Consider the following 14,815-nt stretch of genomic DNA (forward strand, 5'->3'; position numbering starts at 1 on the left):
ACTCCGAGAAATTACTGTTTTCTATACTTTACATAAATTTTACACTTTAGATGTAAAAATTTTTATTTAAACAACAGCATATTTGATGCCTTTTAACTAAGAGTTTAAAAACAGTATATTTGATGCTTTTAAAGATTAGAAAGAATTTATACTAATTTTCTCTAAATAAAAATATTTCATATTAACCTGTTCCAGACTTAACTTGCATATACTGGGCGGGCAAAATGCTTACCACACAGTAATTTGATGAAAATTATACTGTTTTTCTAAAATATGACAACAGATTCAACACTGAGCGTAGCCGTACCCCTCCGGGGAAGCAAGCTACGCGTAGCGTCCCGCAGGGAAGGACGCACTTGTGCTGAGCGTAGTCGAAGTAGCCGAAGCTTCAATCAGGCAAGGAATTGTGATTAAGCGCTAATACCAACGATGTGTTGCTTTTATTTAAAGAATTGGTATTTGATATTTTTTAGCTTAGTAGATTTAGCAACTAGATCAAAGCCGAAAGCTTAAGCTTTCGGCTTTGCACTCATCTCTCAGTCAAACATAACCAAATATATTTATAGAGAGTTAATCAATTAGCTTTAGGTGTCCCTACCTGATGTATTAGTTCTGAGGGGTTGTAGTTATCAGTGATTACTTGCGGACAACGCATACAAGCTGCTTTACCTTCTTGTTGCCACCAACGGCAATCTCGGCGTATAGAACAGGGGGGAAGTTTCTCTGTTACCGCAGGCAATTTCTCGACGATTTGCACTGCCAAACGACAATCTTTGCTATCAAAATGCTGGCAACCCTTAGCCGCGCAAGCTGCCGCTGTCCGAAAAATTTCAGTGGGTGTAACTGGGCTAGCCTTCGCCATCAGTTCATCAGTGACAGGTATTGGCTGCTTGAGATAAGCGACACTAGGTTCTGTCACCGTCCCAGTGATTAGACCAAAGACAACACTATCCGCTATTTCTGGTCTAGCACTGGGGCAAAGTGTAGTCTTATTAGTATTAATGTTATCCATTGATGGAGCCTCCAACAAAAAGTATTTTTTAAACTTGAAGGCTGACAATTAAGCTAGTAATTGATCTGGTGGCGGTGCAATTATCCCAACTGTAACTGGCGGTTTAATCGTTTGATGAACAGGCTTCAACCCTGGTAATACTAAACCACCAACAAGATTTGCTGCTTCCTCATCAGATAAACTCAAAGGAGCTTCTGAATGTAAAGAATTGTTCCGTCTCGCTATTGCATTTTCTACTGCTTGTTCGATTAAGTCTGTAATTTCAATTGTGTGTTTCCTTTCCATGTCCATATTCCTCCTAACTTTGAACTTGAGTTAGTAACATTATTCAGTGAAGAATAATCAGAGGTAGGATGAAGTATCAGTGTTACTTAATAATTGCCTGACAAGTTAAGTAACTTAAGATAAGCTAGCTGTATCAATGTACGTATTACTACTTAACCTATCTCTTTTTTATTTGCAGTTAGTAACTTAGCCGTCTTGAATTCGGTATAAGGAATAAAAAGGATTATTGCCTCAACCTTATTCACAATTTTAGGTACTGAAAAATTTATTTAACCAAAAATTAAAACCTCAGACTGAACGTAACTAAACTATTTTCAATTGTCTATCAAAATTTATAGTCACGTTTATTCCTACCGTTAGATATGGCTTCTTATAGGGTAATGTTACTAGAGCTTATTTTTCATTAAACGTCCAGACGCCCTCATCCCAATCTAACTCTGATGGAGGTGATTGCAACCAATGCTGACAACGTAGGAGATGCAACATAGCAGCTTTGTCATGGTTGTCGGCTGCCAAAACTTTGGCAAACTCAGCTCTAGCAAAGGTAAACTGACGATTCAGGTAATACTCTCGTCCTTTGTGATAATGCTCAATCACTTGTAATTTTTCGCTACTAATTGGATCAGAACGTAAACTCACAAGTTCATATATCGCCACTGGCTCATTTCTGCCCTTAACACGAATGTAATCTAGTTCCCTAGCCCAAATATTATCTTGGCAAGGTTGATAGGTGTTTTGGCTGATGATTATGTCACAACCATACTGTTTACTGACACTTTCTAGTCGAGAACCAAGGTTAACACCATCGCCAATGGCGGTAAATTCCATCCGCTTACTAGAGCCAATATTGCCACTAATCACGGTATCAGAATTGATGCCAATGCCAATGTTGATTCTAGGCTTATTAGCTGCGTAGCGACGTTGATTAAATTCGTGCAGGCGAACGCGCATTTCTAAAGATGTTTGGACTGCCATCCAAGCGTGTTCTTCCAAGGGTAGGGGAGAACCAAACACAGCCATGATGGCGTCGCCGATATATTTATCTAGAGTGCCTTTATGTTTAAAGACAGCTTCCACCATTGATTCAAAATATTCATTGAGCATACTTACCACTTCTTCTGCTTCTAGGTTTTCCGTCAAAGTGGTGTAGCCACGAATATCCGAAAATAAAATTGAAACTTCTTTGCGATCGCCTCCAAGTTTAGCATCATCCAATTTCAGCAATTCTTCCGCTAGTTCCTGAGTCATGTAGCGGTACATGGTACTCTTGAGGCGCTTTTCATCACTAATATCTTCCATTACCACTAGCGCCCCACGGACTTGCTGTTGGTCGCTGGCATCAGCAATGGTGTTAATCGATAAATTAATACTATGCTGTTCTGTACCAGTGGAGATGAGTGTGCGATCGGGGTAATACTGCTGGCGCTGTTTTAAGTCAGCTGCGTGCAAAGCAGTCTGACACCACTTGTTAAAGTCGCCTTCTTTGATGCCGATGACATCATTAACTAACTGCCCTTCTAAACGGTCTTCGACTTCAAGTCCTAGTAGACGCTTGGCACTCTCATTAGCGGCGATAATCAACCCAGCTTTATCAGTAGAAATCACACCATTGGAAAGACTACGCAGAATATCCCGCTGCATTTGTTCTTGTTGCTTGACTGTGGCAAACAACTGAGCATTTTGCAACGCCACTCCCGCTTGAATATTAAAAGCTTCCATAAACTCTTCATCATTGCGGTCAAAGCTAGCTTGGAAGCAGTCAGGAGCTTTCGGCCAATTAGCTGGATTATAAGGTGGAAACTCCCCGGATTTCTTTTTGTTTACTAGCTGCGTAACACCAATTAATTGTTGATCGGCGTTAAATACTGGCATACACAGCAAGCTGCAAGTGCGATAGCCATTTTGCTGGTCAATTTGTTTAGCAGTATCAGAGTCAGGATGGTCGTATAAATCAAAAGCAATATTCAATTTCTTGCCAGAAACAGCTACTATGCCCGCAAACCCTTTACCTATAGGTACTCGCAGCTCTTTAGTTGAGTTATCATCTTGGGTGATTTTCGTCCATAACTCATGGCGATCGCGGTCTACTAGCCATAGGGTACTGCGATCAGCATCCATTAGTTCTTTCGCCTCATCCATCACCCGCTTCAGGGTGTCTTCTAGGTCGAGGCTACTTTGAGAAAGTGACTTTATCGCTTTCATTAGCGCCGCTACGGCTCTTTGTTTTTGGGTTGCTACATAAAAAGAGCGGGACGACTCTAAAATTAGTTGAATTGAAGGTGCAAATTCTTGAAATAATTCTTCGTCAGCCCTACTAAAGCCTTTGGTATCAATGCGTTCTGCCAAAGGGGCATCCGAATTATTAGCAGATTTTAATTTATTCAGTAATTGTACCACAGCGACTAATTGCCCATGTTCATTTAACAGAGGCAAAGCCAGCATGGTGTAAGTACGATAACCAGTTCTTTTTTCTTGTTCTTGGGCAAAAAGCGATCGCGGATCGTTATAAAAATCAAAAGGAATATTGATAACTTGCTTTAAAGTGGCGACTTCACCACCAATACCTTTATTTGCTGGGATGCGAATTTCGAGAGAGCGATCGCCCTCTCCCTCAGCTACTATTGACCAGAGTTCTTGTTTTTCTTCATCCAATAAAAATATTGTTGTGCGGTCTGCTCCTAGTAATTCACCAGTTTTTAAGGTAATTGAATGCAACATTTCTTGCAGAATTGTTTCAAACCCATGAGAATCCAGCATCGACAGGGTTTGATGGACAATCTGTAATTTTTGCTCGACATCTTTAACAACCTGCTTAAAAGTATCCTGAGTCAGGGGAGCAAGAAACGTAGAAATAGTTCCTTGTCTATTGGCAAGAGCGCCCACAGGAGCAGAATTTGCTTGTAAGTCGAGGTTTTCTTGGTTGCAAACACCAATAATCAAATCGGCGGTTTCCTCACAACTACCTTGTCTCATTGAATATCCAATCTGAAATTGCGTTAGCTCTAGTTAACCCGCGACTTAGGATTCGCAGATATGACCAACCCACTGTAACGATTACCTAGTAGACTGGCAACGCTTGTGGAGGTACTGTATACATACTTCCCAATCCTCTAGTTAAAGTAACAATTTCTTCAAAAAGGGGCTGGAGACTGGGAGAATAACTAATGCCCAATGCCCGATTTTCAAGACAGTATAAACTTGTGTAACAATCTTTCGGTTTTTGCGTAAAGCCTAGATGAGGAAGTGAAGTTATAGATCAGGGACACAAAATTCCATCTGGAAAGTTTCTAGATGATTGACTGCTTTTTGTTTGCGTAAATCCTCAGTAATGAGTTTTCAAATATTGAACTCAATTGCTGTTTTTTGCAAAAGGGAAATTTACATATGACTCACACATCAGGGCTATCAAACAATTTAGGGAATAATGAGGAAGCGATCACAACTTCCCAAGAGCAAGAATTTACACAAACTTCTGGTCTAACCCTACAGGCACTTGGTGATTTTCCACCACTTCCACCGCCACCACCACCACCGCCACCACCATTACCACAGCCCAGTGGCAATAATGCAGGTCTGATAAATTCAGACATCATAAAAAAGGTATCGACCTCCACACTAAAAACCTCTAGTAAATCTGAAGATTCATCTAACTCTTCGAGTGTTTCCCAGATTTAATCCAGTTCATTCAATAAGTTTAGGCTTCTATAAAGACATCAGTTTATCCCACCTTTAAACCCTCCACCCCTCTTGATTTACTTCGAAATAGTGAAACCATAGAGGGGTATGGAAAGGTGAAAATTAAAGTTATTCATCTCTGTGACCAAAGAGAGGTTTACGCATAAGGTTTTTTCATATTTATTAGTGAGTACAATTTTTTCTGAACCCAATTTGGTAGTTCATAATTCAGAGGCACATTCTAAGATGACTCAAAGGGGCAAAGGCCGCTCTTGGCAATTAGGTTTAGCAAGTTCTTTAGCAACTGCTGGAGCATTATTGTCTCTCAGTATCACCTCTCCTTTCGTAAATTCTGCCTTTGCTCAAAGTGCAATCACTCCTGATGACACATTAGAAAATAAATCTCAAGTTATAAACAATTACCGCGGTGATCCTACAACTGAAGTGTTGACAGGAGGAACACGTCGCAGCAACAATCTGTTTCATAGTTTTTTGGAATTTAACGTTAGTGAAGGACAATCTGCATTTTTTTTGAATCCTAGCAGTGATATTCAAAATATTCTGGTTAGGGTAACGGGTAGTAAGCCCTCTCACATTCTGGGTCAGATCGGAACTTTTGGTTCTTATGCCAATCTGTTTTTAATTAATCCCAACGGGATCGTTTTTGGGGCGAAAGCTACATTAAATGTTAGTGGTTCGTTTGTGGCTAGTACAGCTAACGGCATCAAATTTAATGATGGTGCTTTTAGTGACAATGCTCCTCCAACAACGCCTCTACTGACAGTGAGTGTACCGATTGGGTTGCAATTTAGGGGGGCTGGTGGAGAGATTAAGATTGACGGGCAGACTGATGGGGAAGGATATCTCCAAGTGCAACCAGGTAAGACCTTGGCATTAGTGGGCGGCAATGTCAGCTTGAGCGGAAGAGGTGATCAAATACAACTCTACGCACCAAATGGTCAGATTGCTTTGGGAGGAATACTGGGAGCAGGAACAATCGGACTGAACCTAGAGAATGCGGATAGCAACAACCAGATTTTAAGCTTTCCTACTAACGTAGCATTAGCAGATGTATCATTCAGCAATCAGACCATAGTTGATGTCACAGGTGAGGGCGGCGGATATATCCAGATACAGGGTAAACGCATCGCGCTCAAAGATGGGTCAAGAGTTGACGCACAGACTTTAGGTAGTCAAAACGGCAGAGGAATCTTTATTCAGGCAGAGCAGTTAACCATCCAAGATGGATCAGTAGTTAATGCTTCCACCTACGGAGAGGGTACTGGGGGAAGTTTAGTGGTGAAGGCAACTGACTTTGTGGAAGTGAGCGGAATTAATGCAGATGCTAAACCAAGTGGTTTGTTTGCTGAGACTTATAGTAAAGGTGCGGCAGGCGACGTGACCATTGAAACAGGACGATTAATTGTTGAAAATGGGGGAAACATAGCAGCATCTGCTCGCGAAGGTAGCGCAGGTATTGGAGGAAATTTAGAAGTAACCGCTGATTTAATAAAACTGAGCGGTTCACCACTTCCTAAATTTCCTAGCGGTTTGTTTGCTCAAACTTACGGTAGCAACGATGCAGGTTCTTTAACGATTAAGACAAGGCAGTTAATTGTCCAGGATGGAGCGCAGATAGTAGCAGGAACTCAACCAGGTAGCCAAGGCAATGGAGGAACTCTTAGCATAAATGCTTCTGACTTCATAGAGCTAAGCGGAAAAGCACCAGTTGGTGACAATACCAGTGGCTTGTTTGCGCGAAGTTTGGGTAGTGGAGATGCAGGTTCTATTTCTATTACTACAGAACAGTTGAATGTACGAGATCAGGCTCAAGTAACGGTGAGTGCTTTAGAAGGAGGAAATGCAGGCAACCTGTTAATCATAGCCGACGAAATCCGTCTAGATAGAGAAGGAAAACTGCTTGCTCAAACCACATCAGGTAATGGTGGCAATATTAAACTACAAGTAGAAAACTTACTGCAATTACGCAATAAAAGTCAAATCTCTACTACAGCAGGCACTGATGATAGTGGTGGTGGAAATGGAGGAAATATCAAAATTGATACCCCTGATGGTTTTATTGTTGCTGTACCTGATGAAAATAGCGATATCAGCGCTAATGCTTTTGGAGGCAAAGGTGGCAATGTCGATATCAAAGCTTTTGGGATTTACGGCACGCAACCTCGAAAAAAACCGACCCAATTTAGTGATATTACTGCCAGTTCTCAGGTTGGGCTAAACGGTGTAATTAGAATCACCACCCCCGATGTTAACCCTAACGAGAGATTAATCAACTTGCCCACTCAACTGGTTCAGCCAAAGCTAGCTCAAGTATGTAAAGCGAATGTAGGTCGAAATCAAAATAGTTTTACTATCACTGGACGCGGCGGTGTGCCTTCTAGCCCTACAGAACCCCTAAGTGCTGATGCTGTTCTAGCAGATTGGATTACTCTCGATAAAGTTAATGAAAGTGCCTCTAATCAAAATGTGAGTAACGCTAATATTCCCACTCAAGCCAGCCCAGAAGCGATTGTGGAAGCTAACGGTTGGGAAGTCAATGCTAAGGGAGAGGTAGTTCTCATAGCTAATGCATCCAGCGTCACGCCCCATACTTCTTGGCAACAATCAACTGATTGTGATGTAGCTCAAGCATCGTCTTGAACTATTAAGTTTTCTCTGTGTCTTGGTGTCTTAATGGTTCGATAACAAATTTGTTGAACCACTAAGACACTAAGTATGTGTATAAATTAAGCTGCAATCCGAGTTCGGCTCTGCGGTACAGATGCGGCTGGAGCCAGCAGATGAGTATATAGTTGAGTCAATCGGGATGCTACACTATACCAGCTAAAGGCGATTTCTGTCCGTTGCTGCGCTGCTTTACCTAACTGGTCTCGCCATGTCGGGTTAGCGAGAATGCTGTCTATGGCAGCAGCAAATGCTACTTCGTCTTTAGGGGGCGCAAGTAAGCCAGTGACTTCTGGAACAACAGTAAATTGCAATCCGCCAACGTTACTAGCTACTACTGGAGTTTGACTAGCCATTGCTTCTATGGCAACTAAACCGAAAGGTTCGTAGTGGCTTGGGACTACGCAGACATCGGCAGCAGCGTAGTAGAAGGGGAGGATAGCCTCATTTAGACGACCAGGAAATGTGGTGCAATCTTCTAGCCCAAGCTCTGCGACAATACTGGCAATGCGATCGCGTTCTATGCCATCACTCTGACCAGGACGGCTACCACCCCCAATCACTAGCTGGAGGTTAGCTTCTCCTCTTAAACTAGATTTAGCAACGGCTCTTACTAAGGTTTCAATGCCTTTGCGTCGATCAAAACGACCAACGTAAAGAACCATTTTGGCATCTTGGGCAATTCCTAGCTTTTCTCGTGCGTCAGACCGCTCAATTTTCCCAAACTTATCAGTATCAGTACCACAAGGAATCATTTCAATTTGTCCCTTGCTGGAAACAAGTATCCGCATATCTTTCTGCTCTTGCGGACTGGTTGCAACTACGCGGTCTACTGTTTCTAAACAGGCTTTTTCTACAGCTAATCGTTGGGTAGCAATTAAGGGAACATCACTAATACTTCTATATTTAACTGCTCCTAGAGAGTGGTAAGTATGAACTTGAACTAGCGGTTGCAGCTTTTTCAATTCCATTCCCACCCAAGAGGACAACCAGTAATTAGTATGAATTAGGGAATAACAAAATCCTTGCTGCTGCTGGAATTGCTGAAAGTGAGTGATGAATTCAGGTAAATGCTCAAATAAGTTATCTCGTCCAATGAATTCAGCTGGCCCAGCTTTTAACCGAATAGTACGACAGTTTGAATTATGTTGAACGATCGCAGCTTGTTCAAGACTACTGCGACGCGTGAACATATCTACTTGCCAACCTTGTTCCGCTAGTGCATATCCTACTTGACGCACATAGACATTTTGACCCCCAGCTTCTTCTTGTCCAATTTCAGCGGCTGGGTCGCCATCAACTGAAATGAGGGCAATACGGTATCTGTCATTCTGGAACATAGTCTAGTTTTACCTCAAGGCAACTAATCCTGCCTCAGACGCCAGAAGTTAAGGTGATTTTAGCCTTTTCTCAAGGCCAAGGGCAGGTACAACGAAGCGTAAAGTTACCAGCCAAGGACACTGACGAGGACAGGGCATTACTTGTAAGAATGCTGCTCGTTCAATCTCCTCTCAATGCCTACGAAGTTAGCTGACGGGCTAGGACTGAGAGATGTCCTTCTTCAAAAAGTTGTGAGTTGCAAGCTATGAGTTGCCAGTTACATATTTAATAACTTCTAACTCTTCACTCCTAACTCTTTACTTTTCCCCAGATACGCCCCAAACTTGGTTCCTCCGCTCCTGGCTACTCTTGTAAACAAATATGTTTAGGGTAGATAGTGGATTAGGCAGACTGATTTATATTTGTTCATACATTAACGTATACTCTTATGCTTAGTCAAGCGGATGAACAAAAAAAGTGTGATTACAATCACTTCAAACAGTTACTGATAATGCTTCTAGGCGAACTTTGCCAAAGCGATCGCACTGCAATTTTTGTCCCTCAAAAGAGACTTCTGCATCGTCTACCCAAGCTTGCTGTAGCTTCATGCCATGCAGATGTAGTTGCACACTTGTGTAAGGAAAAGGATAATCACCCTGTTCCTGCCAAGTGATTTCTAAACCGTTTGCCGATTGTGTGATCTGGAATTGATCCAATCGGGATGCACCATAACCATCACCCGCATCACTGTACAGCTGACTCACACTGGTATCCTGTACAGGTGGATATATATGCAGAGTTAGTTGTTTGCCTTCTGCCATTGGTAAGATGCTCCCCGCTTTCACTAACAAGGGAATCCTGTCTAGTGGTGCTTGCAGATGTACTTGTTGCTGATTCTCAATCACAGTATCATCCCAGAAATTATACCAACATCCTGGGGGTAAAATGACTGAGCGTGAGTCTGCCCCTGCTTCAACAATTGGGCAAACCAGCAACGCATCACCTAACAAGAAAGCATCTTCGACATCCCAAAGTGCAGCGTTATCACTGGCAGACCAAAACACGGGACGCACAGGAGGATAACCTTTTTGTGTAGCTTCCCAAGACAGAGTATAAAAGTAGGGAAGCAGCCGATAACGTAATTGTAGAAATGAACGAATGATACTCAGATAAGGTTCGCCATAAGTCCACGGTGTGCGGTGTTCTACGTTATTGGAAGAGTGGGTGCGGCAAAAAGTGAGAAAGGTTGACATCTGGAACCAGCGCAGGTAAAGTTCGCCACCAGGATTTCCTTGGAAACCACCGATGTCTGGGCCGCTATAGGGAATGCCGGAAAGCCCTAACCCTACTATGGTTGATATAGTTTGGCGCAACGCCCGCCAACTACATTCAACGTCGCCAGTCCAAGTCCAAGCATAGCGCTGAAGTCCTGCCCAACCTGCACGAGAAACAATGAAAGGACGCTGTTCGGAGCGATATTGACGCAAACTTTCGTAGCCTGCTTCAGCTTGTAGTAAACCGTAAACATTGTGTGCTTCGCGATGATCCCCGCCTCTGCCTTCCATGAAGTGTTGGGTGACTTTGGGTAAAGAGCGATCGCCTGAAATAATAAAAGCAGCTGGCTCATTCATATCGTGCCAAAATCCTGCTACACCCACATCTAGCAAGTATGCATACTGCCGACTCCACCATCTGCGAACCTTGGGATTGGTAAAATCAGGGAATACACACCAACCAGGCCATACAGGTGCAACTACTAGTTCTCCATTAGGGAGTTTGCAAAATCCATCTAATATCTGTCCTTCAAGAAATAAGTTGCTATCACGGCTGTACTTAATTCCAGGGTTAAGAATTGCGATAAATTGCACTCCCAACTCTGCAAGTTCTTGTGTAAAACTTGCTAATTGGGGAAAGCGTTCTGGGTCGATTGTAAATGCTCTGTTGCCAACTTGACAATCGATATCTAAATGAATCGCGCTCAAAGGTATATTATGAAATTGAAAAGCTTTAGCTTCTTCTCTAACTGCTTGTTCGGTACGATATCCCCATTTAGATTGGTGGTAACCTAATGCCCAACGTGGAGGCAAGGGAGCGCGTCCAGTTAACTCAGTGTAGCGTTCTAGGAGTTGCGCGGGTGAGCCAGTAATAAAATAGTAACGTAGCGCTCCTCCTGTAAAGTTAGCTGTGGCAGTTTCAGCAAAAGTAAAATTGGCATCAAAAGAATTTTCATAGAAAATTAAATAACTACCAGATGAGTGAAACCCCAAATATACAGGAATGCAGAGATACATGGGATCAGCACCAGGAGTATATTTGCCAGCAGCGTCATAGTTCCACATCCGATAAATTTTACTTTGTTGCTGCTCATCTTTGGCTGCGCGTAAGTTGAGAGAAGAAGCCCGTTCTCCTAGTCCGTAGATGTGTTCTTCTGGTCTGAGTTGTGCTTGATGAATCCATCCCTCACCTTTGCTTTGTGGTGGTAATTCTTCCCGCAGGATTTGCCCAGAATTATCTAAAAATTTCAGGCTACCATCTACTTCAATAATTACTTTTAACTCACGACTTGATACAGAGTAGTTACTACCAGTTTGTGCCAATTGAGTTTCTACTTCCTGCCATTCGTGGCGAACAATTCCGTAGGGGATTGGCGGGATTCCGGGTTTCCAGTCAATTCGAACTAAATCTTCAGCAAGAAAAGAAACTTCTAATTCTGCAAGTTCAAAGTAAAAGTTAGCACCTGTAGATTTCGGTTCAGCACGAAGTAATTTTCCTGGTTTTTCAAAACCTTCTTCAGTGGGTGCAAGTGTAAACTGACGTTCTATGATGTCTCGCTTACGAGTGTACAAAAATGCTTTTGGAGCATAGCTCAAATAGAATAATGAACCAACTAAATACTTAAATTTTAATTGGATTTGCTTAAATCTATCTATCATGATTATGCTCCAGTACGCAAATTTAGATGTAGACTAAAGGGTCTCGATAAAATTTGCTGTTTCATCCTGCCCTATCCTTTGATCATGCTTGACAGCAAAAGGCAAGCCACTTTATTGGCGTCTACTTTCAAGAAAAGTTTAACTCTTCAATAATTTGCTAATTTGAGGCAAAAAGTGAATTGATCCTGGGCAGGATTTTTTGTGAGTAACTAATCAATTGGTTATAAGTCTATAGATTTGATTTTCAACTTATTCTGATTTGCTATTTTGCTGCGGCAATGGCATCTTGGCGAATTTGGGTAAATCTGGGTTCATGTAATCCCACGGCTGGGCGCTAGCTGTGTAAAAGTCCATTGCAGGTTTGAACCAGGTGGGATCATCGAGAGTCCCTGCTAAAATGCCCATCAGTTCAGGAATCGGGGGCTTGCTAAATAATCGGGAACCGCAGTTTGGACAAAAGCCTCGACCAACAGTGCTACCGCTATCGCCAATCACATCATAGTATTTGACATCTCCGGTAATGGTGACTGCCTTCTGCGGCACGAGAAGCCCGGATGCATAAGCACTTCCTGTGGCCCGTTGACAATCGCGACAGTGGCAATTCCCCATCGCCAAGGGTTCGGCTGAACACTCGTAGCGAACAGAACCGCACAGACAACCACCTGTAAATTTTGTAGCCATAAAAATATCTATCCTTGGAAGCGTTCTAACTTATAAAGTAGCGATCGCACCTTATTTAGTCTTACAAGTTTTTGCTTTTTTTACAGGTTTCTGCTATTTTTCTCGAACCACTTTCGGCGTGACTCCCAGCAGGCGTTTAAAATGACTGGTTAAATGTCCCTGATTGGCAAAGCCAACTTTATAAGTGATATCCGCAATTGATAAGTCACTTTTAACGAGGAGTTCTTTAGCGCGATCAACCCGGCATTTAATCACAAATTGATGGGGTGAATATCCTGTCGATTGTTTGAATAATCGAGAGAAATGCGAAAGACTCATCTGAGCCATATCAGCCAATTCAGTCAAGCCAATATTACAGTCAAGATTGGCGTGGATGTAATCAATAACTTGTTGTAATTTGTAGTTAGGCAAACCACTGTTTGTGATTTGCTGCTTTTGTTTACGAAGAGCGTAACGATGGAAAAGATGGTTAACGAGAAACGTGGCGGCAGATTCTGCATATAAGCGGCTAGAATGCCGATTTTGTTCTAGTTCAGCTTTCAGCGCCAGTCCAATTTGATAAATCAGCGGGTCAAACGTTGGAAATTGAGGATGCAGTTCTAGACAACCTATGTCAATCGATTCCGCCGAGAGAGTGCGGGCAAGAAAATCGGAGTTAAAACCCAAGGTAATGCCTTTGCTTTTCTGGGTATCTGATTGCCAATAAGCTGTACCACGTGGAATAATCAGGCTATGGCCTGTGACAAGAGAGCTTTTTTGCAATCGTCCATTAATTCGCGCTTCCACAGCATACTCAGACGGCATCTCTGTATAAATATGAATCGCATTCTCTGGAAAGATAATCTCTTCTGGTAATGCACTGGCGCTTCTACTATGAGTGAACTGGAAGCGGATACCATTCCAACCCGAATTGTCATTGCAGAGTAAAGATTGACGATTAAAGCTTTTTAATATTGCTGTTTCTACAGCACAGGATTGATGGTGGTCTGTCTTTGACATGACTCTTACTTACCTTATGAAAAATCTAAGCAGATGCACCAGACTTACAGCTATTTTCAGGTAAATGAATTTTTTTTAGCGCATACCGTTACAAAGATGCAAAAATCTGGTCTAAATAAATGAAACCTATTGTAATTGCCATTTTTGGGAACAATACATAATTTATCTGATTTTATGTATTTCGGCTAGAAAATTAGTGTAGGCGCTGAAGAGGTGGAAGAGTACAGGGGATATTTTTGGTTTATGCATGGCTGTGAAATTTTTTCATTCCGGCTGCATTGTTAATACATCGCCTCGTTATGCCAATGCATCGCTTCGTTATGCCAATACATCGCCTCGTTATGCCAATGCGTCACCTCGTTATGCCAATGCGTCACCTCGTTATGCCAACGCATCGCCTCATTATGCCAATACATCACCTCGTTATGCCAATGCATCACCCGTTATGCCAATACATCACCTCGTTATGCCAATGCATCACCCGTTATGCCAATGCATCGCCTCATTATGCCAATGCATCGGCTAGAACACTAATTCAGTAATCCAGGAAGAACCTTTTCCCCTCACCCTTTCCTTGTTCCCCATTGAATCGGCATAACGTTGTTTAGGAGTTTGGGTACAACCATTTGTAGAACAACCGAGTCAACTGAGGCATGACAATGTAAGTGAGTAAACACACGACGATGCCAACAGTAATCAATTGCGCGAGTAACCAAGGAAGAGGCGCAAGTAAGGGAGCTAAAATATATCTCACCGTTGATAATGTCACGAATACAGCTAACCAAGTGAGTAACACCATTTTGTAACGTTTCGGTGGCGATTGTGACGATCGCCTTGGCAGTCTAAACCAAGTTTCTAAACCTGTAAGAATTTGTACATCTTCCGATGCTTGAATCAAGGGTTTAACTCGTTCAATCCACTCGCGACGCACATCTGAATCTAACCAAGCTTGTAAATGCTGGTGATGGTCAAAATGCAGAATTATAATATACTCTGGATGCAGTCCCTTCTGCGGTCGCAAGATGTTGACTCCTAAATGTCCTTTAAATGTTTTGGCGACTGGGATAATTCCTTTCATCCATTCTTCATATCCCTCTTCCCTACCTGGTTTAATTAAATGGGTAATCACAGCCGTGACATGATGCTCAGAGTTAACTTCAGGATTATTCATTAATTTAGTTGTTAAAGCTTAAGGCATAAAAATACTACCATTTAGGATAAATGC

11 protein-coding genes and 1 riboswitch are annotated in these 14,815 nt (G+C 42.3%); of the genes, 3 read left to right on the top strand and 8 right to left on the bottom strand.

The window, feature by feature from the left end; genetic code table 11:
- Nucleotides 1-574: 574 nt before the first annotated feature.
- The 3 genes from WKK05_RS04920 to WKK05_RS04930 all read right to left on the bottom strand — a co-directional run bounded on the left by WKK05_RS04920 (nt 575) and on the right by WKK05_RS04930 (nt 4,270).
- A complete protein-coding gene (locus WKK05_RS04920; RefSeq protein WP_341528659.1) occupies nt 575-1,012 on the bottom strand; it encodes a nitrogen fixation protein in 438 nt (145 codons plus the stop codon).
- A 48-nt stretch (nt 1,013-1,060) separates the two neighbouring features.
- Nucleotides 1,061-1,297: a hypothetical protein gene (locus tag WKK05_RS04925; protein ID WP_341528660.1), complete on the bottom strand. Its 237-nt coding sequence runs from the start codon at nt 1,295-1,297 to the stop codon at nt 1,061-1,063.
- A gap of 393 nt (nt 1,298-1,690) precedes the next feature.
- Nucleotides 1,691-4,270: an adenylate/guanylate cyclase domain-containing protein gene (locus tag WKK05_RS04930; protein WP_341528661.1), complete on the bottom strand. Its 2,580-nt coding sequence runs from the start codon at nt 4,268-4,270 to the stop codon at nt 1,691-1,693.
- A 411-nt stretch (nt 4,271-4,681) separates the two neighbouring features.
- On the opposite strand from WKK05_RS04930, the gene WKK05_RS04935 reads away from it, so the two are divergent.
- Together WKK05_RS04935 and WKK05_RS04940 are read left to right on the top strand one after the other, a co-directional pair.
- Nucleotides 4,682-4,972, top strand: a complete 291-nt coding sequence (locus WKK05_RS04935; protein ID WP_341528662.1) for a hypothetical protein — start codon at nt 4,682-4,684, stop codon at nt 4,970-4,972.
- A 246-nt stretch (nt 4,973-5,218) separates the two neighbouring features.
- Entirely contained in the window at nt 5,219-7,633 is a 2,415-nt protein-coding gene (locus tag WKK05_RS04940; protein ID WP_341528663.1) for a filamentous hemagglutinin N-terminal domain-containing protein, read from the top strand.
- A gap of 86 nt (nt 7,634-7,719) precedes the next feature.
- On the opposite strand, the gene WKK05_RS04945 is transcribed toward WKK05_RS04940, so the two are convergent.
- The 4 genes from WKK05_RS04945 to WKK05_RS04960 form a co-directional block, all read right to left on the bottom strand.
- On the bottom strand, nt 7,720-8,997 hold the full coding sequence (locus tag WKK05_RS04945; RefSeq protein ID WP_341528664.1) for a glycosyltransferase: 1,278 nt from the start codon (nt 8,995-8,997) through the stop codon (nt 7,720-7,722).
- 160 nt (nt 8,998-9,157) lie between these two features.
- Nucleotides 9,158-9,396, bottom strand: a riboswitch (cyclic di-AMP (ydaO/yuaA leader).
- A 75-nt stretch (nt 9,397-9,471) separates the two neighbouring features.
- A complete protein-coding gene (locus tag WKK05_RS04950) occupies nt 9,472-11,910 on the bottom strand; it encodes a glycoside hydrolase family 31 protein (protein ID WP_341528665.1) in 2,439 nt (812 codons plus the stop codon).
- A gap of 249 nt (nt 11,911-12,159) precedes the next feature.
- Complete coding sequence (locus tag WKK05_RS04955) at nt 12,160-12,591, bottom strand: GFA family protein (protein WP_341528666.1); 432 nt, start codon at nt 12,589-12,591, stop codon at nt 12,160-12,162.
- A gap of 93 nt (nt 12,592-12,684) precedes the next feature.
- Complete coding sequence (locus tag WKK05_RS04960) at nt 12,685-13,590, bottom strand: AraC family transcriptional regulator (protein WP_341528667.1); 906 nt, start codon at nt 13,588-13,590, stop codon at nt 12,685-12,687.
- Nucleotides 13,591-13,889: 299 nt separating this feature from the next.
- Here WKK05_RS04960 and WKK05_RS04965 point away from each other — a divergent pair, with 299 nt between their 5' ends.
- A complete protein-coding gene (locus WKK05_RS04965; RefSeq protein ID WP_341528668.1) occupies nt 13,890-14,132 on the top strand; it encodes a hypothetical protein in 243 nt (80 codons plus the stop codon).
- Between the two features lie 62 nt (nt 14,133-14,194).
- On the opposite strand, the gene WKK05_RS04970 is transcribed toward WKK05_RS04965, so the two are convergent.
- Nucleotides 14,195-14,761, bottom strand: coding sequence for an antibiotic biosynthesis monooxygenase (locus WKK05_RS04970; protein ID WP_341528669.1), 567 nt, complete (start codon nt 14,759-14,761; stop codon nt 14,195-14,197).
- Nucleotides 14,762-14,815 lie beyond the last annotated feature (54 nt).

The sequence above is a fragment of the Nostoc sp. UHCC 0302 genome, assembly GCF_038096175.1.
GTDB lineage: Bacteria > Cyanobacteriota > Cyanobacteriia > Cyanobacteriales > Nostocaceae > UHCC-0302.